21 protein-coding genes and 1 pseudogene are annotated in these 24,542 nt (G+C 74.0%); 19 read left to right on the top strand and 3 right to left on the bottom strand.

The features are described from left to right. Nucleotides 1–3 precede the first annotated feature (3 nt). A complete protein-coding gene (locus ACTVZO_RS15010; protein WP_443298867.1) occupies nt 4–888 on the bottom strand; it encodes a helix-turn-helix domain-containing protein in 885 nt (294 codons plus the stop codon). Between the two features lie 266 nt (nt 889–1,154). Between ACTVZO_RS15010 and ACTVZO_RS15005 the strand changes: the two genes are divergently transcribed. The 15 genes and pseudogenes from ACTVZO_RS15005 (at nt 1,155) to ACTVZO_RS14935 (ending at nt 18,100) form a co-directional block, all read left to right on the top strand. Continuing rightward, the gene (locus tag ACTVZO_RS15005) at nt 1,155–1,400 is read left to right on the top strand and encodes a hypothetical protein (RefSeq protein ID WP_443298866.1); all 246 of its coding nucleotides are present in this window, start codon (nt 1,155–1,157) and stop codon (nt 1,398–1,400) included. Next, nucleotides 1,393–1,980, top strand: a complete 588-nt coding sequence (locus tag ACTVZO_RS15000) for a hypothetical protein (RefSeq protein WP_443298865.1) — start codon at nt 1,393–1,395, stop codon at nt 1,978–1,980. Before ACTVZO_RS15005 ends, ACTVZO_RS15000 begins: the two co-directional genes overlap by 8 nt. 69 nt (nt 1,981–2,049) lie before the next feature. Continuing rightward, entirely contained in the window at nt 2,050–2,865 is an 816-nt protein-coding gene (locus ACTVZO_RS14995; RefSeq protein ID WP_443298864.1) for a helix-turn-helix domain-containing protein, read from the top strand. Nucleotides 2,866–2,974: 109 nt separating this feature from the next. After that, entirely contained in the window at nt 2,975–3,157 is a 183-nt protein-coding gene (locus ACTVZO_RS14990) for a hypothetical protein (protein ID WP_384215700.1), read from the top strand. A 78-nt stretch (nt 3,158–3,235) separates the two neighbouring features. After that, nucleotides 3,236–3,766 carry a MauE/DoxX family redox-associated membrane protein gene (locus ACTVZO_RS14985; protein WP_443298863.1) on the top strand — a complete coding sequence of 177 codons (531 nt, stop codon included), beginning with the start codon at nt 3,236–3,238 and terminating at the stop codon, nt 3,764–3,766. Between the two features lie 46 nt (nt 3,767–3,812). Next, a complete protein-coding gene (locus tag ACTVZO_RS14980) occupies nt 3,813–4,361 on the top strand; it encodes a TlpA disulfide reductase family protein (RefSeq protein ID WP_443298862.1) in 549 nt (182 codons plus the stop codon). After that, entirely contained in the window at nt 4,358–6,364 is a 2,007-nt protein-coding gene (locus ACTVZO_RS14975; RefSeq protein ID WP_443298861.1) for an ABC transporter ATP-binding protein, read from the top strand. Before ACTVZO_RS14980 ends, ACTVZO_RS14975 begins: the two co-directional genes overlap by 4 nt. Further along, nucleotides 6,361–7,056 (top strand): S26 family signal peptidase, encoded by a 696-nt coding sequence (locus tag ACTVZO_RS14970; RefSeq protein WP_443298860.1) that lies wholly within the window; start codon nt 6,361–6,363, stop codon nt 7,054–7,056. Before ACTVZO_RS14975 ends, ACTVZO_RS14970 begins: the two co-directional genes overlap by 4 nt. 11 nt (nt 7,057–7,067) lie before the next feature. After that, a complete protein-coding gene (cysS, locus tag ACTVZO_RS14965) occupies nt 7,068–8,528 on the top strand; it encodes a cysteine--tRNA ligase (protein ID WP_443298859.1) in 1,461 nt (486 codons plus the stop codon). A 280-nt stretch (nt 8,529–8,808) separates the two neighbouring features. Further along, the gene (gene leuS / locus ACTVZO_RS14960) at nt 8,809–11,679 is read left to right on the top strand and encodes a leucine--tRNA ligase (protein WP_443298858.1); all 2,871 of its coding nucleotides are present in this window, start codon (nt 8,809–8,811) and stop codon (nt 11,677–11,679) included. A gap of 183 nt (nt 11,680–11,862) precedes the next feature. Beyond that, on the top strand, nt 11,863–12,582 hold the full coding sequence (locus tag ACTVZO_RS14955; RefSeq protein WP_443298857.1) for a hypothetical protein: 720 nt from the start codon (nt 11,863–11,865) through the stop codon (nt 12,580–12,582). Between the two features lie 178 nt (nt 12,583–12,760). Further along, nucleotides 12,761–13,606: a DegV family protein gene (locus tag ACTVZO_RS14950; protein WP_443298856.1), complete on the top strand. Its 846-nt coding sequence runs from the start codon at nt 12,761–12,763 to the stop codon at nt 13,604–13,606. A 144-nt stretch (nt 13,607–13,750) separates the two neighbouring features. Further along, nucleotides 13,751–14,707, top strand: coding sequence for a helix-hairpin-helix domain-containing protein (locus ACTVZO_RS14945; protein WP_443298855.1), 957 nt, complete (start codon nt 13,751–13,753; stop codon nt 14,705–14,707). Then, nucleotides 14,704–17,094, top strand: a pseudogene (locus ACTVZO_RS14940) (ComEC/Rec2 family competence protein); the annotation flags it as partial. The gene ACTVZO_RS14945 and the pseudogene ACTVZO_RS14940, both read left to right, overlap by 4 nt. A 124-nt stretch (nt 17,095–17,218) precedes the next feature. Next, nucleotides 17,219–18,100, top strand: coding sequence for a YceI family protein (locus ACTVZO_RS14935; RefSeq protein WP_443298854.1), 882 nt, complete (start codon nt 17,219–17,221; stop codon nt 18,098–18,100). Nucleotides 18,101–18,114: 14 nt separating this feature from the next. Here ACTVZO_RS14935 and ACTVZO_RS14930 read toward each other — a convergent pair whose 3' ends face one another. Next, nucleotides 18,115–18,357 (bottom strand): hypothetical protein, encoded by a 243-nt coding sequence (locus ACTVZO_RS14930; RefSeq protein ID WP_443298853.1) that lies wholly within the window; start codon nt 18,355–18,357, stop codon nt 18,115–18,117. Between the two features lie 76 nt (nt 18,358–18,433). Between ACTVZO_RS14930 and holA the strand changes: the two genes are divergently transcribed. Together holA and ACTVZO_RS14920 are read left to right on the top strand one after the other, a co-directional pair. Further along, the gene (holA, locus tag ACTVZO_RS14925) at nt 18,434–19,426 is read left to right on the top strand and encodes a DNA polymerase III subunit delta (RefSeq protein ID WP_443298852.1); all 993 of its coding nucleotides are present in this window, start codon (nt 18,434–18,436) and stop codon (nt 19,424–19,426) included. An 11-nt stretch (nt 19,427–19,437) separates the two neighbouring features. After that, the gene (locus ACTVZO_RS14920; RefSeq protein ID WP_443298851.1) at nt 19,438–19,830 is read left to right on the top strand and encodes a hypothetical protein; all 393 of its coding nucleotides are present in this window, start codon (nt 19,438–19,440) and stop codon (nt 19,828–19,830) included. 194 nt (nt 19,831–20,024) lie between these two features. Here ACTVZO_RS14920 and rpsT read toward each other — a convergent pair whose 3' ends face one another. Beyond that, nucleotides 20,025–20,291: a 30S ribosomal protein S20 gene (rpsT, locus tag ACTVZO_RS14915; protein WP_052871690.1), complete on the bottom strand. Its 267-nt coding sequence runs from the start codon at nt 20,289–20,291 to the stop codon at nt 20,025–20,027. A gap of 221 nt (nt 20,292–20,512) precedes the next feature. Between rpsT and lepA the strand changes: the two genes are divergently transcribed. Together lepA and ACTVZO_RS14905 are read left to right on the top strand one after the other, a co-directional pair. Further along, nucleotides 20,513–22,378 carry a translation elongation factor 4 gene (lepA, locus tag ACTVZO_RS14910; RefSeq protein WP_443298850.1) on the top strand — a complete coding sequence of 622 codons (1,866 nt, stop codon included), beginning with the start codon at nt 20,513–20,515 and terminating at the stop codon, nt 22,376–22,378. 237 nt (nt 22,379–22,615) lie between these two features. Beyond that, nucleotides 22,616–24,505, top strand: a complete 1,890-nt coding sequence (locus tag ACTVZO_RS14905; protein ID WP_443298849.1) for an AMP-dependent synthetase/ligase — start codon at nt 22,616–22,618, stop codon at nt 24,503–24,505. Nucleotides 24,506–24,542: the final 37 nt, after the last annotated feature.

The following is a 24,542-nucleotide window of genomic DNA, read 5'->3' as shown; positions in this document are numbered from 1 at the left end:
CCGTCAGCCCGTCAGTACGGCGCTGGTGACCTCGCCGCTGACCCGGTCCACCTCGGCGGGCCCGGGCCGGTCGGACGCGCGCAGGGCCAGGAAGCGCGAGGGGGAGTGGGCGGTCATCGCCTTGAAGTCCCGGTTCAGATGGGCCTGGTCGTAGAAGCCGGCCAGGGCGGCGGCCTCGGACGGGCGCATCCCGGCCGACAGGGATCCGAGGGCCCGGCGGATCCGCAGCACCCGGGCCGCGGTGCGCGGCGGAAGCCCGATCTGCTCCCGGAAACGGCGCTCCAACTGCCGCTCGCTCCAGGAGGCCTCGGCGGCCAGCGTGTGCACGGGCACCGTGCCGCCGCTGCGTTCGAGCCGGTTCCACGCCCACACGGTACGGCCGCACGGCGCCGGGCCGGCCTGGATCCACAGCCGCAGCGCCGCGTCGAGGATCCGGAACCGGTCCTGCCAGGCGGGCGTACCGGCGAGGACGTCGCACAGGTCCTCGTAGCGGTGACCGGCCAGGGCGGAGGTCTCGTTGACCGTGTTGCCCAGCTCGTGCATCTCGACGCCGAAGAGCCGGAACGCCGCCCAGGGCCGCAGGGTCACCTCGACGCCGTGCAGTTCGCCGCCGTGCTCGCCCAGGGTGGGGCGGGACACCAGCCCCGAGACCAGCGGGGCCGCGGAGTGCACCAGGGTCTGGCCGGTCGTCGCGGACCGCACCCGCAGCGGCCGCTGCCCGAGGTTCAGCACGACGGTCACCGCCGCACAGGGGATCTCCAGACGGCGGCGCGGCCGGCCCAGGGAGAGCCTGAATCCGCGGTACGCCAGGACGCCCGGCCGCAGCGCCGGGTGCGGCAGCCGCTCCGTGAACTCCCAGGTGCCCGCCGGACACGCACGAATCCGCATCTGCTCTCCCCCTTCGCGGGCGGCCGCGGACGGCCGCCCCCGGTCCCCGTAGGCAGGAGGCCAGCCTCATCCCCGGCCGCCCGGCCCACCAGCCGGTTTTCCGACAACAAGCGGTCCGGGACGGGCTTGGCAGGTTTGTGTCATGCATCCGGCTGCAGCCCGGCAGCCCTTGGGCCGGGCGCCGCCGGGTGCTGTGCTGGAAGCAGCCCGGGCACCCGCCCGGCACGGCGCGAGACCGCGCCCGTCACACGACACCAGGGGGACCCATGCCCAGCATCAGCTTCCGCGCCGGACGATGTGCCGTCACCGCCGCGCTCGCCGTGGCGGTCCTCATGCCCCTGCACGCGGAGGTGGCCGAAGGCCCGGCGGCGGGCACCGCGCACACCGCCGACCTCGCCGACCTCGCCGAGGGCGCGGGCCCGGGCACCGGTACGGGCACCGGCAACGACGACTTCATCTGGAACATCGCACCGAAGCCGGCCCCCGCCCCGGGCGCCGCCGCGCATGCCTGATTCCCTCCGCGCACCGGCCGGCCGCGTCGCCCTGGTGGTCACCCGCTCCCACGCCGTCGGCGGGCCGCTGTGCCGGGCCCTGGCCGCGGACGGCGCCCGGCTCGCCGTCGCCGGCCCCTCGGTCATCGAAGTCAGCGAGATCTGCGCCGAGTTGGGCCGCCACGACACGCCGGGCGCCGCCACCGTCCTGCCCTACCTGATGGCCCCCGGCGCCGACAGCGGCCCCCGCCGCCTCGTCGCCGCCGTCATGGACGACCTCCAGCGGATCGACGCCCTCGCCGTGGACGCCGCGGCCGCCCTGCCCGCCGCGGCTCTGGTCGCCGAGACCGCCCGCGCCATGGTCCGCGGCGGCCGGACCGGCCGCATCGTGGTCACCGGACCGGCGCTGCTCGCCGCCGAGGTCCGGCAGTGGGCCGACGCCCCCCGCGCCCACGGCATCACCGTGAACCTCCTCACGCCGGGCCCGCGGGCCGTGGCCGAGGACCTGGCCGCGGCAGCGGCCCTGCTGCTGTCACCGCTCGCCCGGGGCATCACCGGGCAGGCCATCGAGGTCGACGGCAGCCGCGTCCCGCGCGGCTGAGCCCCGCTGCCGCTCTCGGCCTCCCCCCCCACCCCTTTCCCATCCACTGCCTCCCGAGGAGGAAGCCCGGTGGACGTTTCCGCCTGTCCCCACACGCCCGGCGAATCGGTCGACGCCGGGCCCGGTGCTTCGCTGCGTCCCGGAGTCCTGCGCTACCGGGACTTCCGGCGCGCCCAGGGCCCGCCCTGCCGGCACCTGGAGGTGCCCGCGGGCGCCGTCAGCCTGCTGCTGCTGACCGAGGGCGAGCTGCTGCTGGGTCCGCCCGACGGGTCCGCTCCGCTCGCCCCGCACACCACGGCGGCCTGCGGGATGCGGACCAGCGGGCTGGCCGCCGAACACCGCGGCCCGGTCGCCGGAGTCGAGGTGACCCTCACCCCCTGGTGCGCCTACACCCTCTTCGGCGGCCTCCCGCTCGGCCTGCTGGGCCGCGCCCCGCTCGGCCTCGCCGAACTGATCGGACCGCGGGCCACCGCCCTGCGCGAACGCCTCGCCGAGGCCGCCGGCCCGCCCGCGCGGTTCGCCGTACTCGACCGGACCCTCGCCGAGCTGCTGACGGCGGGGCCGCCGCCCGCGCCGCCCGTCGTACGGGCCTGGCGGTGCCTGCACGCGAGCGCGGGCGGCGCCTCCATCCCCCAGCTGGCCCACGAGGTCGGCTGGTGCCAGAGCCAGCTCGAGCGCCGCTTCCGCGAACAGGTCGGCCTGACCCCCAAGGGCTGCGCGCGCGTCATCCGGCTGCGCAACGCGCTGCGGCTGCTGCGCGGCGGCGTACCCGGCGCGGAACTGGCCGCGGCCGCCGGCTTCCACGACCAGTCGCATCTCAGCCGTGAATTCAAGTCCATGACCGGCACCACGCTCGGCCGCTATCTCGCGGCAACGGGAAGCTGAATTTCTACAAGACCGACAGCGGTCGCATCCGCGAAAGTAATGACCACGGAGAGAGGGAAAAGGAATCTCCGGGAAGAAGAAATTCAATTCCTCACACACGGGAGACATCGTGTTCAAGAAGATCGAGGCCCTCGGCGACAGCCTGCTCGCCCTGATCGCGCCGAAGACCGAAGCGGCCGCGGCCCCCTGCTACGTCCGTAAGTACCCCGCCTGCTGGCAGTGCGCCGGCCGGCCGTGCGAGGCCTGCTGCGACGCCAACGGCAAGAACTGCCAGTACATCGACTGCCGCTGAATTCCTGCGGTAGCCGCACGGCAATGAATACGGCCGGCTGATATTCCGCCCCCCGGGCGACCCCACAGGTGGTGAACCATGCTGTATCTGGCCATCGGAATGCGTTGCCTGATCGGGGCGGTATTTCTGGTCTCCGTACTCGGAAAGACCGCCGGCCGCGGTGCCTACGCCGCATTCGTCGTCTCGGTGCGGGAGCTGCTCCCGCTCTCCCGCACCGTGATACGGCCGGCCGCCGCGCTCGTCGTCCTGGGCGAGGCGGCGATCGTGCCGCTCCTCGCCCTGCCCCACCCCCTCGCGCACCGGACCGGATTCGCCCTCGCGGCCGTCCTCCTGACGGCCTTCACCGCGGCCATCGCCCGGTCCCTGCGCCGCGGATCGCGCACCCCCTGCAGGTGCTTCGGTGCCTCGACCACACCGCTCGGCCCCCGGCACCTCGTACGCAACCTGCTCCTCGCCGTCGGTGCGACGGCCGGCGCGACGGCTGGCGCGGCCGCCGGGCCGCCGCACCCCGGCGGGGTGCTCGCCGCCGTCTTCGCGGGACTGCTGCTCGGTGCCCTCGTGACCCTGCTCGACGACCTGCTCTACCTCCTGCGGCCGGCGGCCGGCTGACCCGCCCGGCCCGTCCCGCGCACCTTCGACCCGCTACGGAGCTGACATGCCCCTCCTGATCACCGCAGTGGCCCTGGTCGGGCTGCTCGCCGCCCTCGACCTGCTGCTCACCGTCGGCGTGATCAAGCGCCTGCGCGAGCACGCCGAACTGATCTCCGACAAGGCGAACGCGGACGCCCCGGTGCCCCTCGGCATCGGCGAGGAAGTGGGGAACTTCTCCGTGACCGGCGCCGACGACGAGGAGCTCACGCTGGCCGACCTCGAAGGCGAGACCCTCGTCGCCTTCTTCTCCCCGAACTGCACCCCGTGCAAGGAGAAGCTGCCCCTGTTCACCGAGTACGCCCGGCACTTCCCCGGCGGACCCCGGCAGGTGCTCGCCGTCATCGCGGGAGGCGCCGAGGGCGGCGGCCGGTTCGCCGAATCCCTGCGACCGGTCGCCCGGGTCGTCCGCGAGGACTACAACGGCGAGGTGGGCGCGGCCTTCCAGGCGAAGGCGTACCCGACCCTGCTGCTCGTCGGCCGGGAGCCCGACGGACGGGTCGTCGTCCGGGACAACCAGGTCGACGTGACCGCCGGCCTTCCCCTCGCGGCATGAGCGGGCGGGAGCGCCGGGAGCGCCGGCAACCGGGGCGCGGCGGCCGCTCCCGGCACACCCGTACCGCAGACGGGCGCGAGCCCGCCGTCCGCCCGTCGCGGCGCCGGCGCCTCTTCGCCGCCACCGCCCTGGCCGCGACCGCCGCCCCCTGGGTCCTCGCGGGGTACGTCGTCCTCACCCTGGCCGCCGGAACCCTGCCGGTGGCCGCCGCCTGGTTCACCAAGACGGTCGTCGACCGCGTCTCCGGCGGTCCGGCGGCCGGCGGGCTGCTGGCCCCGGCGGCGCTGCTCGCCGCGACCGGGGTGCTCGCCGCGGTCTTCCCGCAAGTCGCCCAGTACCTGAGGGCCCGGCTCGACCGCCGGGCCGGACTGCTCGCCATGGAGCGGCTGTTCACCGCCGTCGAACGGTTCACGGGGCTGCGGCACTTCGAGGACCCCGGGTTCCTGGACCGGCTGCGGCTCTCCCAGCAGGCGAGCCGGGTCGCCCCCAACCAGACCGTCGACGCCGCGCTCGGCCTGATCCGCTCGCTGATCACCGGCGCCGGACTGCTGGGCACCCTGCTGCTGCTGAGCCCGCTGATGACCGCACTGGTCCTGCTGTCCGGTCTGCCGATGCTCCTCGCCGAACTCGACCTGTCCCGGCGCCGCGCGCACACCCTGTGGGCCGTCAGCCCCGCCGAGCGCCGCGAGGCGTTCTACGCCGAGCTGCTCACCTCCGTGCAGGCGGCCAAGGAGGTACGCCTCTTCGGGCTCGGGCCCTTCCTGCGCGGCCGGATGGCCGCCGAGCGGAGGGTCTCCGACCGGGGGCGCGCCGCCGTCGACCGGCGCGAGGTCCTCGTCCAGGCCGGACTGGCCCTGCTCGCCGCCCTGTTGTCGGGCGCCGGCCTGGTGTGGGCCGTGGGCCAGGCCCGGAGCGGCGGCCTCACCGTCGGCGACGTGATGATCTTCGTGGCGGCGGTCGCGGGCATCCAGGGGGCCCTCACCTCCTTCGCCGCCGACCTCGCCCGCGCCCACCAGGCGCTGCGCTCCTTCGAGCACTTCCTGACCGTCCTCGGCACCCCCTCCGACCTTCCCGTGCCGCGACGGCCGCTCCCGCTGCCCGAGCTGCGGCGCGGGATCGAGTTGCGGGACGTCTGGTTCCGCTACGGCCCCGACCAGCCGTGGGTGCTGCGCGGTGTGACCCTGCACATCGCGCACGGCGCGACGCTGGGCCTGGTAGGCCTCAACGGCGCCGGCAAGTCGACCCTGGTCAAGCTGTTGTGCCGGTTCTACGACCCGACGCGCGGGGCCGTCCTGTGGGACGGGGTGGACCTGCGCGACGCCGCCCCCGAGGCGCTGCGCGAGCGGATCAGCGTGGTCTTCCAGGACTACATGGAGTACGAGCTGACCGCCGCCGAGAACATCGCCCTGGGCGAGCTCACCGCTCTCGACGACCCGGACCGCATCCGGGCCGCCGCCGACCGGGCGGGCATCCACCGCAGGCTCGCGGAACTGCCGCGCGGCTACGAGACCCTGCTGACCCGCACCTACTTCACGGAGTCCGACAAGGACGACCCGGAACTCGGGGTCGTCCTCTCCGGCGGCCAGTGGCAGCGGCTCGCCCTGGCGCGGGCCCTGCTGCGGCACCGGAGGGACCTGATGATCCTGGACGAGCCCTCCTCGGGCCTGGACGCGGCCGCCGAGCACGAGGTGCACAGCTCGCTCGCCGCGCACCGGGAGGGGCGCACCAGCCTGCTGATCTCGCACCGGCTGGGCGCGCTGCGGGTCGCCGACCGGATCGTGGTGCTGGCGGAAGGCCGGATCGCCGAGCAGGGCACGCACGGCGAACTGCTCGGCGCGGCGGGCGAGTACGCCCGGCTCTTCACCCTCCAGGCGCAGGGCTACCGGCCGGCGCCGGACGCGACGGCATCCGCGAACACTGCGCCGGGCGCGGCCCCGATCACGGCCCCGGGCGCACCGGACGCGGCCCCGGACCGCGCGGCGCGGACGGAGCCGGTCCGATGAGCCGGCGGGTACTGCCCGGGGACCCGCTGCCCGAGCAGCCCGGGGAGCCGTACGGGCCCCGGCTCGCGGCGGCCACCGGCGACGGCCCCGCCAGCTGGGCGGGCCCGCCGCGCCCCGCGACGGCCGCCCGGCGCCGCGGGCGCGCCTTGCGAGCGGCGGCGGCCGGGGCGCTGTGGCATGCGCTGCCGCCGGCGCTGGCCGGAGCGGGGGCCGCCGCGCTGGTCACCGGCGGCACGGGGATCCGTACGGCCTCGGTCGCGGTCCTCGCCGCCGCGGCCCTGTGGTGGGCGCTGAGCCGGCGGTTCGTCGTGGTCACCGTGCGCGGTCCGAGCATGGAGCCGGCCTACCGCGACGGGGACCGGGTGCTCGTCCGGCGCGGCGGCCCGCCCCGGAACGGGGAGGTCGTCGTCGCCGAACACCCCGGTGCGGCCCGGCGCGGTGACTTCGGCCTGCTCATCAAACGGGTGGCCGCCGTCCCCGGCGACCGGATCCCGCGCGTCGGGGTCCCGGCCCTGGCCCGTGCCCCCGGCAGCCGGGTCCCGGACGGCCGGCTGGTGCTGCTCGGCGACAACCGCCCGGTCAGCCTCGACTCGCGCGAGCTGGGCTACTTCCCGGCCGACCGGGTCCTGGGGCGGGTCCTGCGCCAGCTGCCCGCCCACCGCAAGCCCCCCACCCCCCGTGCGAAGGCGTGAAGGAGCGAGCCATGGCACTGCGACTGTTCGACACCGGTACCCGGACCGTGCGGGCGTTCGTCCCCGTGCGCCCCGGCGAGGCGTCGCTCTACGTCTGCGGGGCGACCGTGCAGGGGCCGCCGCACATCGGGCACGTCCGCTCGGGGGTGAGCTTCGACATCCTGGCGCGCTGGCTCGCGCACACCGGCCACCGGGTCACCCTCTGCCGCAACGTCACCGACATCGACGACAAGATCCTCGCGAGGGCGGCCGCCGAGGGCGTCCCGCACTGGGCGCTGGCGCAGCGCAACGAACGGGCCTTCACCGCCGCCTACCAGGCCCTCGGCTGCCTGCCGCCCACCGTCGAGCCGCGCGCCACCGGGCACGTGCCCGAGATGACCGCGCTGATGCGCGAGCTCGTGGGCCGCGGCCACGCCTACGCGGCCGGCGGTGACGTGCTGTTCTCGGTCGGTTCGCTGGCCGACTACGGGGCGCTGTCGGGCCGGGTCGGCGAGGACGCCGCCCGGGCCGGGGCCGGCGGCCGGGTGCCGGGCGGCGGGGACGCCAAGCGGGACCCGCGCGACTTCGCCCTGTGGAAGGCGGCCAAACCCGGAGAGCCGTCCTGGGAGACGCCCTGGGGCCCGGGCCGGCCCGGCTGGCACCTGGAGTGCTCCGCGATGGCCCGCCGGTACCTGGGGGACAGCTTCGACATCCACGGCGGCGGCATCGACCTGCTCTTCCCGCACCACGAGAACGAACGCGCCCAGTCCGCGGCCGCCGGCTGCGGGTTCGCCCGCTACTGGATGCACAACGCCTGGGTGACCACGGGCGGCGAGAAGATGTCCAAATCGCTGGGCAACTCGCTGCTGGTGTCCGCGATCCTCGCCACCTGCCGCCCGGTGGTGCTCCGCTACTACCTCGGCACCCCGCACTACCGCTCGGCCATCGAGTACGGCCCGGCGGCGCTGGAGGAGGCGGCGAGCGCCTACGGCCGGATCGAGCAGTTCGTGCTGAGGGCGCACGAGTACGCCGGGCCGCTCGCGCGGGAAGCGGGGGCGCGGCCGTCCGGCCTCCCCGGCCCGTCCGCTCTCCCCGGCCCGTTCACCGCCGCTCTCGACGACGACCTCGGCGTGCCGCAGGCCACCGCCGTGGTGCACCAGCGGGTACGGGAGGGCAACGCGGCCCTCGCCGCCGACGACAAGGAGCAGGTCGTCCGCCTGCTGGGCGAGGTGCGGGCCATGCTGGGGGTCCTCGGCCTCGACCCGCTCGACCCGCACTGGGCGGCGGGCCGGGACGCGGACCCGGCCGGCTCCCCGGGCCACGGCGGCACGGTCGGCGCGCTGGTCGAGCTGGCCCTGGAGGAGCGGCGGCTGGCCCGGGCAGCGCGCGACTACGCCGCCGCGGACCGCATCCGCGACCGGCTCGCGGCCGCCGGGGTGGAGCTGGAGGACACGCCCGCGGGGCCGCGCTGGGCCCTGGACGGCCGCCGCTGAGGCCCGCCGCGGCCGCGCTGCCGGTAGCGGGCGCTCCGCTACCGGGCCCGTGGCCGGTCCGTCCGGGGCGCGGACGGACCGGGCGGCGGCTGCGGGCGCTGCGGTACTCTGACGCCATGCGTGCCGTACGCCTTCTGCTTACCGAGCCGCGCTGATCAGTACCGACCCCGTCGTTTCGACGATGACGGTCGGCATCGGCGCGGCGCCCCCTCCTGTGCGAGGGGTTTTTTCGTTTGGGCAGGCAGAGACGGCAGAGACGATCGATGGAGCTTCAGAAATCATGAGCGAGACGAACACCCCGGCCCCCGAGGCGGCCGAGGGGCACCGTTACACGGCCGCCATGGCCGCCGACATCGAGGCACGCTGGCAGGACGTCTGGGACGCGCAGGGCACGTACGAGGCCCCGAACCCGACCGGTGACCTGGCCGGTGACCCCGCCGTGGTCGCGCGGCCCACGAAGTTCATCATGGACATGTTCCCGTACCCGTCGGGCGCGGGGCTGCACGTCGGCCACCCCCTCGGGTACATCGCCACCGACGTCTTCGCCCGCCACCAGCGGATGACCGGGCACAACGTCCTGCACACCCTGGGCTTCGACGCCTTCGGCCTGCCGGCCGAGCAGTACGCCGTGCAGACCGGCACGCACCCCCGGGTGTCGACCGAGGCGAACATCGAGAACATGAAGGTCCAGCTGCGCCGGCTGGGCCTGGGCCACGACAAGCGCCGGTCCTTCGCGACGATCGACCCGGACTACTACAAGTGGACCCAGTGGATCTTCCTGCAGATCTACAACTCCTGGTACGACGCGGACGCGAAGAAGGCCCGGCCGGTCGACGAGCTGGTCGCCGAGTTCGAGGGCGGCTCCCGCGAGGTTCCCGGCGGCCGCGCCTGGGCCGGGCTGACCGCGGGCGAGCGGGCCGACGTACTGAACGAGTACCGGCTGGCGTACTCCTCGGACGCGCCCGTCAACTGGTGCCCCGGGCTGGGCACCGTACTGGCCAACGAGGAGGTCACCGCGGACGGCCGCTCCGAGCGCGGCAACTTCCCGGTCTTCAAGTCCCGGCTGAGCCAGTGGAACATGCGGATCACCGCGTACGCCGACCGGCTGATCGACGACCTGGACGCGCTGGACTGGCCCGAGGCCATCAAGCTGCAGCAGCGGAACTGGATCGGCCGCAGCGAGGGCGTGCGCGTCGACTTCCCGCTGGGCGACGAGGCGATCACCGTCTTCACCACCCGCCCGGACACCCTGTTCGGCGCCACGTACATGGTGCTGGCGCCCGAGCACCCGCTGGTCGAGAAGTTCATCCCGGCCGCCTGGCCCGAGGGCACCCACGAGGTGTGGACCGGCGGACACGCCACCCCGGCCGAGGCCGTCACCGCGTACCGCAAGCAGGCCGCCTCGAAGTCCGACGTGGACCGGCAGGCCGAGGCCAAGGACAAGACCGGTGTCTTCACCGGTGAGTACGCGGTCAACCCGGTCAGCGGCGAGCTGATCCCGGTCTTCATCGCCGACTACGTGCTGATGGGCTACGGCACCGGCGCGGTCATGGCCGTTCCGGCGCACGACGGCCGCGACTTCGAGTTCGCGCGCGCCTTCGAGCTGCCGATGCGCTGCGTCGTCCAGCCGTCGGACGAGCGCGGCACCGACCCCTCGACGTGGGACGACGCCTTCGGCTCGTACGACGCCGAGCTGGTCAACTCCTCCGGCGAGGGCATCTCCCTGGACGGCCTGGGCGTGGTCGAGGCCAAGGCCGTGATCACCGACTGGCTGACCGAGCGAGGCATCGGCGAGGGCACCGTCAGCTTCCGGCTGCGCGACTGGCTGTTCAGCCGCCAGCGCTACTGGGGCGAGCCCTTCCCGATCGTCTACGACGAGGACGGCGTCGCGCACCCGCTGCCCGCGTCGATGCTGCCGCTGGAGCTGCCGGAGGTCGAGGACTACTCGCCGCGCACCTTCGAGCCGGACGACGCCGCCTCCAAGCCGGAGACCCCGCTGTCCCGCAACGGCGAGTGGGTCAACGTCGAGCTGGACCTGGGCGACGGGCGCGGTGTCCGCTCCTACCGCCGCGAGACCAACACCATGCCCAACTGGGCCGGTTCCTGCTGGTACGAGCTGCGCTACCTGGACCCGCACAACGCGTCGGCGCTGGTGGACCCCGAGATCGAGCAGTACTGGATGGGTCCGCGCGAGGGCGCTCCGCACGGCGGTGTCGACCTGTACGTGGGCGGCGCCGAGCACGCGGTGCTGCACCTGCTGTACGCGCGCTTCTGGTCGAAGGTGCTGTTCGACCTGGGCCACGTCTCGTCGGCAGAGCCGTTCCACAAGCTGTTCAACCAGGGCATGATCCAGGCGTACGCCTACACCGACGAGCGCGGTGTGTACGTCCCGGCGGCCGAGGTCGAGGAGCGGGACGGGGCCTGGTACTTCGAGGGCAAGCGGGTCGGGCGCGAGCACGGCAAGATGGGCAAGTCCCTGAAGAACGCCGTCACGCCGGACGAGATCTGCGAGGAGTACGGCGCGGACACCCTGCGCCTGTACGAGATGGCGATGGGTCCGCTGGACGTCTCGCGCCCCTGGGACACCCGGGCCGTGGTGGGCCAGTACCGGCTGCTGCAGCGCCTGTGGCGCAACGTCGTCGACGAGGAGACCGGCCAGGTCACCGTCGTGGACGGGGAGCCGGGCGAGGACACGCTGCGCGCCCTGCACAAGGCGATCGACGGGGCCGGCGCGGACCTGGCCGGGCTGCGCTTCAACACCGCCATCGCGAAGATCACCGAGCTGAACAACGCCCTGACGAAGGCGGGCCGGCCGCTGGAGCGGTCCGTGGCCGAGGCCCTGGTGCGGCTGGTCGCCCCGCTGGCCCCGCACATCGCGGAGGAGCTGTGGCACCGTCTGGGCCACACCGACTCGGTGGTCCACCAGGCCTTCCCGGTCGCCGACCCGGCGTACGTCGTGGACGAGAGCGTGACGTGCGTGGTGCAGGTCAAGGGCAAGGTCAAGGCGCGTCTGGAGGTTCCGCCGACGATCTCGGAGGCGGAGCTGGAGAAGCTGGCGGTCACCGATGCGGGTGTGGTCGCGGCCCTGGGCGGCGCCGAGATCCGCAAGGTGATCGTGCGCGCGCCGAAGCTGGTGAACATCGTCATCTGACGTCGAGTGGCGTCGTCTGACGTCGTCTGACGTCGTACGAAGTCATACGACGTCACACGAGGTCACCCGTTCCCCATAGGGGAGATCCCGTACGGGCAGGTTGGGGGTTCGATTGGAACCCCTGGCCTGCCCGTGGCGTTTACGGTGGAGGGGAAGAGCTGACGCCTGGGGAAAGGGGCCACCATGGAGGCCGCGTTGATCATCTTCGCGCTGATGTTGCTGGCTTTCGTCGGCCTCGGTGCGTACGTCACGGTCAAGGCGGTGGGTGCGGCCAAGCGGGGCGTGGAGCGCACGGTCGTCCAGGCCCGGCGGACGGTGGAGGACACCACTCTGCGGGCCAAGAGCTTCGGCCAGGTCGGTGTGGTGGGGGCGCTGGCGCAGCTGCGGCTGGACCTGCGGACCTCGATGCGGGCCACGGAGCAGGCGCTGTCCGAGGGGGCCCGGTCGGACGCATCGCTGAAGGAGTCCCTCGGGCTGTTCCAGCGGCTGAGCGCGCACGGCCGGGAACTGGACGCGGAGCTGAAGCGGCTGGAGCAGGAGCCGGACCGGCAGCGGACCGCGGAGCTCCTTCCGGAGCTGAGGGAGCGCACGGCCAGGATCGTGGAGTCCGCGGACTCGCTGCGCTGGGCGGCCCGGGACCGCGCCCGGCGCTTCGCGGAGGACGACCTGTCCACGCTGTCGGAGCAGATCGAGATGGAGTCCGGGGCGCTGCGCGACTGGTCGCGCGAGCCGGTGGACGACCTGGCGGCGGCGGCCGCGGCGTGGGACGCGGCGCAGGGTGCGGGTGCGGGTGCGGCTCCGGCGGCTCCGGCGCATGGGCCGGGGCCGGCGGCCCTGAGCCAGGCCGCTCCGGCGCCCGAGTACCCGTGGCAGAAGGCGCGTCGGCCGGAGAGCACGACCTGATCGCGATCGGATGCCCCGTGGGGCGGATGCCGTGACCGGGGTGCCGTAGGCTCTGCCCGCTGCCGGGCCCCGGGACGGCTTCCGCCGGTGGCCCGGGCTTCGCCGTGTGGCGTCCGCCGGTGGCCCCGCAGCGGGCCCAGGCTGCCGTACGGCCCCCACTGGCGGTAACCTCCGGCTCATGTCCCGCCATGTCGCCATCGTCACCGATTCCACGGCCTACCTGCCCCAACCGGCCATGGCGCGGCACGGAATCACCTCCGTCCCGCTCACCGTGGTCCTCGGCGGCGAAGCCCTGGAGGAGGGCACCGAGATCTCGGCGCGCAGCCTCGCCCTGGCGCTGCAGAAGCGCCGCTCGGTCACCACCTCGCGGCCCAGCCCGGAGGAGTTCGTCCGGGCCTACCGGGCGGCCGCGGACGCCGGTGCGACGGGCATCGTGAGCCTGCACCTGTCCGCGGAGTTCTCCGGTACGTACGACGCCGCCGTGGTCGCCGCGCGGACCGCGCCCGTGCCGGTGCGCGTCGTGGACACCGGCATGGTCGCGATGGCCCTCGGCTTCTGCGCGCTCGCCGCCGCCGAAGTGGCCGAGGCGGGCGGCTCCGTCGACGACGCGGTGGCCGCCGCGGAGAAGCGGGCGGCGGACATGTCGGCGTACTTCTACGTCGACACCCTCGACTACCTGCGCCGAGGCGGACGGATCGGCGCCGCCCAGGCGCTCCTCGGCTCGGCGCTGGCCGTGAAGCCGCTGCTGACCCTGGACGGCGGACGGATCGAGATGCTGGAGAAGGTGCGTACGGCGTCCAAGGCCATCGCCCGCCTGGAAGAGCTGGCCGTGGAGCGCGCGGGGGCGGGCAGCGTCGATGTCGCCGTGCACCACCTGGCGGCGCCGGAGCGGGCCGAGAAGCTCGCGCAGCGGCTGCGCGAACGCATCCCGGGGCTGGTCGAACTGCACGTCAGCGAGGTCGGCGCGGTGATCGGCGCGCACACCGGGCCGGGACTGCTGGCGGCGGTCGTCTCACCGCGTTAGGCCGTCTCTCCGAAGGAGACGGCCTGGAGGGCCGAGGCCGGGCGGGTCACCGGAACGAGTGGCGCGGTTGTCCACAACGGGGCGGCCATCCACCGGAATTGAGGCCTCCGGACGGGGTCCGGGATTCGTCCCTACCGTCGTGGCATGACTCTTCACACGCGTACTCCGTATCCGTCGGGCGCCACCAGCGGCCCGGGCCGAACCCGTCTCTCCGACAGCCGCCTGCGGCACCGCCGCGGCCGCGCCGTCCGCCGCGCCCCGCAACCGGACCCGGAAGCCGTACACCGCCGGGCCGAAGCCCTCCTCCGCGGCAGCGCGTCGGCACAGCCTCCACCCGAGCCGGCATCCGGGCCCCCGCCCGAGGTGGCATCCGGGCCCCCGCCCGAGGCTGAGCCCGGGCCCGCGCCGGCGCCCGTGGCGGAGCTGTCCTCCGGGACCGTGCGCGGGCTCGCGCTGCGGGAGCGGCTGCCGGTGTGGTTCCAGGCGCGCTGCGGGGTCGAGCCGCGCACGGTGGCCGCCGTCGGGGTGGTGCTGGCCGTCGCGGTCGGCTTCGCCGCCCAGCAGTTCTGGTCCGCCCGGCCCCGGCCGGTGACCGCGCCGGCGGTGATCGCCCCGGCTGCCCCGGCCGCGGCGCCCGCGGCGGGCACGGCTCCGGCCGCGGCAGGCGGCGGCCCCGCGCGGATCGTCGTCGACATCGGCGGCAAGGTCCGGGATCCGGGTGTGCGCAGGCTGCCCGCCGGTTCGCGGGTCGAGGACGCGCTGGCCGCCGCGGGCGGGGTGCGGCCCGGCACGGACACCACCGGGCTGAACCGGGCCCGGGTTCTGGTGGACGGCGAGCAGGTGCTGGTCGGAGCCCCGGCGCCGCCTTCGCCCGGGGGCGGGGGCGGGGGTGGTGGCGGGCCCGGGGCGGGCCCGCTGAGCCTCGGCTCGGCCACCGTCGAGCAGCTCGACGGGCTGCCGGGGGTCGGACCGGTACTGGCGCAGCACATCGTGGACTTCCGCACCGCCCGCGGCGGCTTCCGCTCCGTGGAGGAGCTCCGCCAGGTCAACGGCATCGGCGAGCGGCGTTTCGCCGACCTGCGCACGCTGGTGCGGCCGTGAACGGCCGCGAGGGCGCGGGGCCGGCGGACCTCCGCCTCGCCGCGCCGGCCCTGGCCGCCTGGGCGGCGGCCGCCCTCGCCCTGGACGCCCCCGCGGGACCGGCCGCGATCGGCGTGGGCCTGGGGGCGGCCGGAGCGGGGCTGCTGCTCCTGGCCGGCCGCCGGCGCCCGGGGCCCCGGTGGAGGGCCGCGCCGGCCCTGGCCGTAGCCCTGCTGTGCGCCTGCGCGGGAGCCGGGGTGGCCGGGCTCCAGCGGGCCGAGGCGCGGGCCGGGCCGGTGGTGGGACTGGCCCGGGAGCACGCCCGGGTCCTGGCGGAGCTCACCGTCGGTTCCGATCCGCGGCTCGCCGGCGGCGGCGCGGGGAGCGGGCGGCCGGTGGTGGTGCTGGACGCGGTGCTGACGGGGGTGACCGGGCCCGACGGGGCGCGGACCCGGGTGGAGACCCCGGTCCGGGTGCTGGCCGGGCACCCGGGATGGGCCCGGCTGCTGCCCTCCACCCGGGTGGAGGTCGTCGCCCGGCTGGCCCCGGCGCGGGGCGGCGAGCGGGCCGTGGCCCTGCTGAGGCCGTCCGGCGACACCCCGCCCGCGGTGACGGGCGGCCCGGACTCCGCGCAGCGGTTCGCCGGGCGGCTGCGGGCCGGGCTGCGCGAGGCCACCGAGGGGCTCGCACCGGACGCCCGGGCCCTGCTGCCGGGGCTGGTCGTCGGGGACACGTCCAGGGTGCCGCCCGATCTGCACGAGGCGTTCAAGGCCACCGACCTGCTGCACCTGCTGGCCGTGTCCGGGTCCAACCTGACCGTGGTGCTGTTCCTGCTCATCGGGCCCCCGGCGCGGGCTCAGCAGGCCGAGCGGCGCGGACTGGCGCCCCGGCTGGGGCTCTCGCTGCGGGCCACCGCCCTGTGCGGGGCGGCCCTGACGCTGGCGTTCGTGGTGGTGTGCCGGCCGGAGCCGAGCGTGCTGCGGGCCGCGGCCTGCGGGGCGGTCACCCTGCTGGCCCTCGCCACCGGGCGACGCAGGTCCCTGATCCCGGCCCTGGGCGCCGCCGTACTGCTGCTGGTCCTCTACGACCCCTGGCTGGCCCGCAGTTTCGGGTTCCTGCTGTCGGTCCTGGCCACGGGCGCACTGCTCACCCTCGCGCCCCGGTGGAGCGCGGCCCTGCGGCGGCGCGGGATGCGGCCGAGGTTCGCCGAGGCGCTGGGAGCCGCCGCGGCCGCCCAGGCGGTGTGCGCGCCCGTGGTCGCGGTGCTGTCCGCCCGGGTCAGCCTCGTGGCGGTGCCGTGCAACCTGCTGGCCGAGCTGGCGGCCGGTCCGGCGACGGTGCTGGGCTTCGCGGCGCTCGCCGTGGCCCCGGTGTGGATGGACGCCGCAAGACTGCTCGCCTGGTGCGCGGGGGTGCCCGCCGGGTGGATCGCCGCCGTGGCCCGGGGCGGGGCGCGGCTGCCGGGGGCGGAGCTGGCCTGGCCGGGCGGGCTCGCCGGAGGGCTGCTGCTGGCCGCCGCCACGGCGGTCCTCGTACTCCTCGGAGCGCGTCTCGCCCGGCGGCGGTGGGTCTGCTCCGCACTGGCGGTGCTGCTGCTCCTGGCCGTACTGAGGCCGCCGCAGCTCACCCGTACCCTCACGGGCTGGCCCCCGCCCGGCTGGAGCTACGTGCAGTGCGCCGTGGGGCAGGGGGACGCGGCGGTGCTCGCCCTCGGCCCGGGCGAGGCCCTGGTCGTGGACGCGGGGCCGGACCCCGGCCCGGTGGACGCCTGCTTGCGGGCCCTGGGCGTGCACCGGGTGCCGATGCTGCTGCTGACGCACTTTCACGCCGACCACGTGGGGGGCCTCTCCGGGGTGCTGCGCGGCCGGTCGGTGGGTGTGATTCAGACCACGGCGCTGGAAGAGCCGCCGGGCCAGGCGCAGTTGGTGCACCGGACCGCGGCCGCCGCGGGGGTGCCCGTCGTACGGGCGGTGGCGGGGGAGCGGCGCCGGGCCGGACCGCTGGAATGGGAGGTGCTGTGGCCGCCGGCGGCCGGTCCGCCGCCGGAGGGGCCCAACGACGCGAGCGTCGCCCTGCTGGTCAGGGGCGCGGGGCTGACCCTGCTCCTGCTCGGCGACCTCGAACCGCCCGCGCAGCGGGCCCTCTTGAGGGAGCATCCCCGGCTGGACCCGGTGGACGTGGTCAAGGTCGCGCACCACGGCTCCGCGCACCAGGACCCGGGGCTGTACGCGCGGATCCGGGCCCGGGTCGCCGTCGTCCCGGTCGGCGCGGCCAATCGCTACGGGCACCCCGCACCCGGTACGCTCGCCCGGCTGCGGGCCTCGGGGGCGGCCGTACTGCGGACCGACACCGACGGGTCGATCGCGGTGTCCGGCGCCGGCGCCGGGATGCGGGTGTTCCCGGCCGGGCGACGGCGGGGGCGACACGGGCATACCGGGCACAGCGCTTCTGTTTGCCCACAACCCGACAGCATGATCGAATGCGTTTTCGCCAGAACGGTCCTAGTCCACACAGCACGGGGGTGCATCAGCCATGTTCGGTCGCCGACGGGGGATGGAGACGGCCGGAAGTTCCAGCCCGCACACATCCGCGACACTGACACTGCCACCGACGGCGGGTCTGCTCAGCTGCCGGGTTCTCGATACCGTCCACCAGCCGGTCCGGCAGGCCGCGTTCGAGGTGACCGATCCGATCGGGCGCCGGATCGTAAGCGGCGTGACCGACCCGTACGGCGGGTTCACGGTGGCCCTGCCGGAGGGCGAGTACCGGCTCTCCGTCAGCGCCGAGGGGTACGCGCCGTTCCACGGGGCGACGCTGGTGGGGGACCCGGCGCAGCCCGGGACCGGGGAGATCATCCTCGACGCGGTGGAGCCGCCGCTGCTGCCGCAGCCCGGCCACTGGGAGCTCGACCCGACGCACTCGTCCCTCGCGTTCACGGCCCGGCACATCGGTTTCGCGCGGATCGGCGGCCGGTTCAACACGTTCGCCGGCGCGGTACGGATAGCCGACCGCATGGAGGACTCCTCCATGCACGTGATCATCGATGCGGCGAGCATCGACACCGGGGTGCGGCTGCGCGACGACCACCTGAGGTCCGGGGACTTCCTGGACGCCGCCCGGTATCCGACGGTGGAGTTCTACAGCGAACGGTTCATCCACCGCAGCGGCAGCCACTGGGCCGTCGCGGGCGCCCTCACCCTCCACGGGATCGGCCGGTCCGTCACCCTGGACACCCAGTACCTGGGCCTGGGCACCGGCCTGGAGGGCGAGCCGCGCGCCGCCTGCCGGGCCACGGCCGAACTGCACCGCGAGGACTTCGGCCTGAACTGGCAGTCGGTGCTGGCGCAGGGCATCGCGGCGATCGGTTCGAGCGTGGAAGTGACGCTGGACGTGCAGATCGTCCACAAGGCCTGAGCCGGGCCGGACCCCTACGGGGCTTCCAGCCAGCCCTCGTACTCGGCGGCGAGGGCGTCCAGCACGGCGGTGTCGAGCCGTTCCCGCGGGTCCTCGACGACCACCAGCCACTGGGCGTCCTCGGCGTCGTCCTCGCCGGCCAGGGCGTCGCGGACCAGCTGCGGTTCCTCCGGGAGGCCGAAGCGGTCCACGGCCTCCTGCGCCACCTCCTCGGCGGCGTCGCGGTCGGGCAGGACGAGTACATGTCGCACGTTCACGCGATCATTCTCACGTATCGGGCCGGGGGGCCCGCCGGGCCGGGGGCTGTCAGTGCGGCGTGGGATGCTGGAGCCGATGGCCACCAGGAAGAACTCCACCGACGATCCGCTCGCCCCGCTCACCCTCGCGGTGGGGCAGGAGGACCTGCTGCTCGACCGTGCCGTGCGGGAGGTGGTGGCGGCCGCCCGCGCCGCCGACTCCGACACGGACGTCCGCGACCTCTCCTCCGAGCAGCTCCAGCCCGGCACGCTGGCCGAGCTGACCAGTCCGTCGCTCTTCTCCGAGCGCAAGGTCCTGATCGTGCGCGGCGCCCAGGACCTGTCCGCCGATACGGTCAAGGAGGTCAAGGCGTACCTCGACGCGCCCTACGAGGAGATCATCCTCGTGCTCCTCCACGCGGGCGGCGCCAAGGGCAAGGGGCTGCTGGACGCGGCGCGCAAGGCGGGCGCCCGGGAGGTCGCCTGCCCGAAGATGACGAAGCCGGCGGACCGGCTGTCCTTCGTACGGGGTGAATTCCGCACGCTGGGCCGGTCGGCGACCCCAGAGGCGTGCCAGAGCCTGGTCGACGCGATCGGCAGCGACCTGCGGGAGCTGGCGAGCGCGGCTGCGCAGCTGTGCGCGGACGTCGAGGGCACCATCGACGAGGCCGTGGTCGGCCGCTACTACACGGGCCGGGCCGAGGCCTCGAGCTTCACCGTCGCCGACCGCGCGGTCGAGGGCCGGGCGGCGGAGGCACTCGAAGCCCTGCGCTGGTCGCTGTCCACCGGGGTGGCGCCGGTCCTGATCACCAGCGCCCTGGCCCAGGCCGTGCGGGCGATCGGCAAGCTGGCCTCCGCTCCGCGCGGGGCCCGCCCCGGCGACCTCGCCCGGGACCTCGGCATGCCGCCGTGGAAGATCGACCGGGTACGCCAGCAGATGCGCGGCTGGTCGGCGGACGGCGTCGCGGACGCCCTGCGCGCCGTGGCCGCCGCCGACGCGGGGGTCAAGGGCGGCGGCGACGATCCGGAGTACGCCCTGGAGAAGGCCGTCGTGGCCGTGGCCCGCGCCGCCCGTCCGCAGCGCCGGTAGCGGACATCCCCGTGAGCGACGATGCCGACTACTGGCAGAGGTGGGTCGCGAGGCTGCTGGCTGTCCTCGCCGCCGATGCCGAGGCCCAGCTGACCTGGGCCGATGAGCACGGGGTGAAGAACGCTCCCGTCGCCGACGATGTCCGCTTCGTCCTCCACCTGGCCGAGGGGATGGCGCAGCGGGGGAGCCTCGCCCCCGAGGCCCTGCGGGACCTCCGGGCCGTCGGCCGGCTCCTCGACGAGGCGGGTGTCCTCGGCCGCACCGGCCTGTGGGCCGAGTCGCTGGCCGCCGAGCCGGCCTGGAACGAGGTGCGCACCCTGGCCCGCCGGATCCTCGTCGCCCGCGAGGGCGACTGGCGCCGGCCGCTGCCGCAGCGCGTACCGCCCCAGCACCTCTGCGACTGAGCAGCCCCGGTGAGGTGCGCCGGGCGGCACGAAGGCCCCGGCCGCCGCCCTGGGGAAGGGTGGTGGCCGGGGCCTTCGGTTACTTCTGGTTGCGCCGCACCCGCGTGGCGAACGCTTCGTGTGCGGAGCGGGGTGCCGGTCAGGAGCGGGAGAGAGGGCCCGCTGGGTCCCTTCCGGCGATCACATCAGGGAGCTCAGCCCTGCAGGGAGGCAACCTTGGAGGCCAGCGCCGACTTCTTGTTGGCGGCGGCGTTCTTGTGGATGACACCCTTCGAGACAGCCTTGTCGAGCGCACGCGCGGCGGCGCGGGAAGCCACGGTGGCCTTCTCGACGTCACCGGCGACGACGGCCTCGCGGGCCTTGCGGATCGCGGTCTTGAGCGAGGACTTGACGGCCTTGTTGCGCAGGCGCGCCTTCTCGTTCGTCTTGTTCCGCTTGATCTGGGACTTGATGTTCGCCACGAAAGAGCCTTTTCAGGTTCAGAGTTTTGTTCTTCGGATCGTGCCTCGACAGCTGAGAGGGCATACGAGACACAGCTGCCCAGGCTACCAGGCACGCTCGGGGCAGCCCAAACCGAGCGCACTGCCCGGTCCATGGGACCATGGGAGGCAGCGTAGAGATCCCAATGATCCGACCAGGATCGATCGCGCCCCCGACTGAGACCCGAGAATCAGGACACTGCGTGCCCGCCATCCCCAGCCACGTGCCCGAGCCGAGCCGTACCGACCCGGCGCTGATCCGCAACTTCTGCATCATCGCGCACATCGACCACGGCAAGTCGACCCTTGCCGACCGGATGCTCCAGCTCACCGGCGTGGTCGACCAGCGGCAGATGCGCGCCCAGTACCTCGACCGCATGGACATCGAGCGTGAGCGCGGCATCACGATCAAGTCCCAGGCGGTCCGACTGCCCTGGGCGCCCACCACGGGCGAGGCGCAGGGCAGCACCCACATCCTCAACATGATCGACACCCCCGGGCACGTCGACTTCACGTACGAGGTCTCGCGTTCCCTCGCCGCCTGCGAGGGCACGATCCTGCTGGTGGACGCCGCCCAGGGCATCGAGGCGCAGACCCTCGCCAACCTGTACCTGGCGATGGAGAACGACCTCGCGATCGTTCCCGTGCTGAACAAGATCGACCTGCCGGCCGCCCAGCCGGAGAAGTTCGCCGAGGAGCTCGCGAACCTGGTCGGCTGCCAGCCCGAGGACGTCCTGCGCGTCTCGGCGAAGACCGGTCTCGGCGTGGAGGCGCTGCTCGACAAGGTCGTCGCCACGGTCCCGGCCCCGGTCGGCGTCAAGGACGCCCCGGCCCGCGCCATGATCTTCGACTCGGTGTACGACTCGTACCGCGGCGTGGTCACCTACGTCCGTGTGGTCGACGGCCAGCTCAGCAAGCGCGAGCGCATCCGGATGATGTCCACCGGCGCCACCCACGAGCTGCTGGAGATCGGAGTCTCCTCGCCCGAGATGACCCCGGCCGACGGCATCGGCGTCGGCGAGGTGGGCTACATCATCACCGGCGTGAAGGACGTCCGTCAGTCCAAGGTCGGTGACACCATCACCAGCCTGCACAACGGTGCGACCGAAGCCCTCGGCGGCTACAAGGACCCGCGGCCGATGGTCTTCTCGGGCCTCTACCCGCTCGACGGCTCGGACTACCCGGACCTGCGCGAGGCCCTGGACAAGCTCCAGCTCAACGACGCCGCGCTCGTCTACGAGCCGGAGACCTCGGCGGCGCTCGGCTTCGGCTTCCGCGTCGGCTTCCTCGGCCTGCTGCACCTGGACGTGGTCCGCGAGCGCCTCGAGCGCGAGTTCGGCCTCGACCTGATCGCCACCGCGCCCAACGTGGTCTACCGGGTGGTCCTGGAGGACGGCAAGGAAGTCACCGTCACCAACCCGAGCGAGTTCCCCGAGGGCAAGATCTCGGACGTGTTCGAGCCGATCGTGCGGGCCACGATCCTCGCGCCCAGCGAGTTCATCGGCGCGATCATGGAGCTCTGCCAGACCCGCCGGGGCACCCTCCTCGGCATGGACTACCTCTCCGAGGACCGGGTCGAGATCCGCTACACCCTCCCCCTCGCGGAGATCGTCTTCGACTTCTTCGACCAGCTGAAGTCCAAGACGCGCGGCTACGCCTCCCTCGACTACGAGCCCACCGGCGAGCAGTCCGGCAGCCTGGTCAAGGTCGACATCCTGCTGCACGGCGACAAGGTCGACGCCTTCTCCGCCGTCACGCACAAGGACGCCGCCTACGCCTACGGCGTGCGCCTGGTCGCCAAGCTGCGCGAGCTCATCCCGCGGCAGGCCTTCGAGGTGCCGATCCAGGCCGCGATCGGCTCCCGCGTCATCGCCCGCGAGACCATCCGCGCCATCCGCAAGGACGTCCTCGCCAAGTGCTACGGCGGTGACATCTCCCGTAAGCGGAAGCTGCTGGAGAAGCAGAAGGAAGGCAAGAAGCGGATGAAGATGGTCGGCTCCGTGGAGGTCCCGCAGGAGGCCTTCATCGCCGTTCTCTCCAGCGACGAGTCCGGCGGCAAGAAGAAGTAGCGACGTCCGCGACCGCTGCGGAAGCAGGCCCTCACGCTCCGGCGCGGGGGCCTCTTTCGTTATGAACCGGCCGCTCGCGAGCTCTTACGCAGGCGGCGCACGGCCTCTAGTCTGATCACTGCTCGATGGTTACTCGCCAGTCACCTGCTGGTTACGTCTCAAACCCCGCCTGTCCCGATGCGCACCCCAAGCGCCCCACGCCCACGCACTGCCGCGTGGTCCGGTCCGGAGGATGTCGTGAGCGACACACAGACCTTGATCGAGAACCGTCCGCCCACGGTGGCGGCCCTCTTCCTTGAGCGCGTGGCCGCCACGCCCCATGCGGAGGCGTACCGGTATCCGGTGCCCGCGGCCGGCGGCCAGGGTCCCGACGACTGGAAGTCGCTGAGCTGGGGCCAGGCGGCGGAGCGGGTCTTCGCCATCGCCGCCGGGCTGATCGACCTGGGCCTCGGGTCCGAGGACCGGGTCGCGCTCGCCTCCAACACCCGGGTCGAGTGGATCCTCGGCGACCTCGGCGTGATGTGCGCCGGCGGCGCGGTCACCACGATCTACCCCACCACGAACGCCGAGGAGTCGGCGTACATCCTGGCGGACTCCGAGAGCCGGGTGCTCATCGCCGAGGACGGCGCGCAGCTGGCCAAGGCGCGCGAGCGCCGCGCCGAGCTGCCCCACCTCGCCCACGTGGTGGTCGTGGAGGGTGCCGACGCGGTCGCCGCCGAGGGCGACCCCGAGGGCTGGGTGCTCTCGCTCGCCGATCTGGAGGCGCGCGGCAAGGAGTACCTCGCCAAGCACCCCGAGGCGGTCAAGGAGCGGATCGCGGCCATCACCGCCGACCAGCTCGCCACCCTCATCTACACCTCCGGCACCACGGGCCGCCCCAAGGGCGTCCGCCTGCCGCACGACAACTGGTCGTACATGGCCAAGGCCACCGTCGCCACCGGCCTGATCACCAAGGACGACGTCCAGTACCTGTGGCTGCCGCTGGCCCACGTCTTCGGCAAGGTGCTCACCTCCGGCCAGATCGAGGTCGGCCACGTGACCGCCGTCGACGGCCGGATCGACAAGATCATCGAGAACCTGCCGGTCGTGCAGCCGACGTACATGGCGGCCGTCCCGCGCATCTTCGAGAAGGTCTACAACGGGGTCGCCGCCAAGGCCCGGGCCGGCGGCGGGGCCAAGTACAAGATCTTCCAGTGGTCGGCCGGGGTGGCCCGCGAGTACGCCAAGGTCACCCAGGACAACTTCCGCCGCACCGGTCAGGCGACCGCCCCCTTCGGCCTCGCCACCAAGCACAAGATCGCCGACACGCTCGTCTTCTCGAAGCTCCGCGACGCCTTCGGCGGCAACCTGCGGGCCGCGGTCTCCGGAGCCTCCGCCCTGGCACCCGACATCGGCTACTTCTTCTCCGGCGCCGGCATCCACATCCTCGAGGGCTACGGCCTGACCGAGTCCAGTGCCGCCTCCTTCGTCAACCCGGGCGAGGCCTACCGCACCGGAACCGTCGGCAAGCCGCTCCCCGGCACCGAGGTCCGCATCGCCGACGACGGCGAGGTGCTGCTGCGCGGCCCCGGCATCATGCAGGGCTACCACGGGCAGCCCGAGAAGACCGCAGAGGTGCTGGAGTCCGACGGCTGGCTGCACACGGGGGACATCGGCGAGCTCTCGCCCGACGGCTACCTGCGCATCACCGACCGCAAGAAGGACCTGATCAAGACCTCGGGCGGCAAGTACGTCGCCCCGGCCGAGATCGAGGGCCAGTTCAAGGCGATCTGCCCGTACGTGTCGACCATCGTCGTGCACGGCGCCGACCGGAACTTCTGTTCCGCCCTGATCGCGCTCGACGAGCCGTCGATCATGGGCTGGGCCGCCGGGAACGGGCTGGAGGGCAAGACGTACGCGGCGGTCCTGGCCGCGCCGGAGACCAACCGCCTGATCGAGACGTACGTACAGACCCTCAACGAGGGCCTCCAGCGGTGGCAGACCGTCAAGAAGTTCCGGATCCTGCCGCGCGACCTCGACATCGAGCACGGCGACCTCACGCCCAGCCTCAAGCTGAAGCGGCCGGTCGTCGAGCGTGAGTTCAAGCACCTCATCGACGAGATGTACGAGGGCTCGCGCGAGGCGTAGCCGGGGGCGCCGCGCACGGCGTAAACGACCATGGGGC

The sequence above is a fragment of the Streptomyces sp. IBSNAI002 genome (assembly GCF_052244475.1).
Taxonomy (GTDB): domain Bacteria; phylum Actinomycetota; class Actinomycetes; order Streptomycetales; family Streptomycetaceae; genus Streptomyces.
This window is presented reverse-complemented; position numbering and strand designations above follow the sequence as displayed.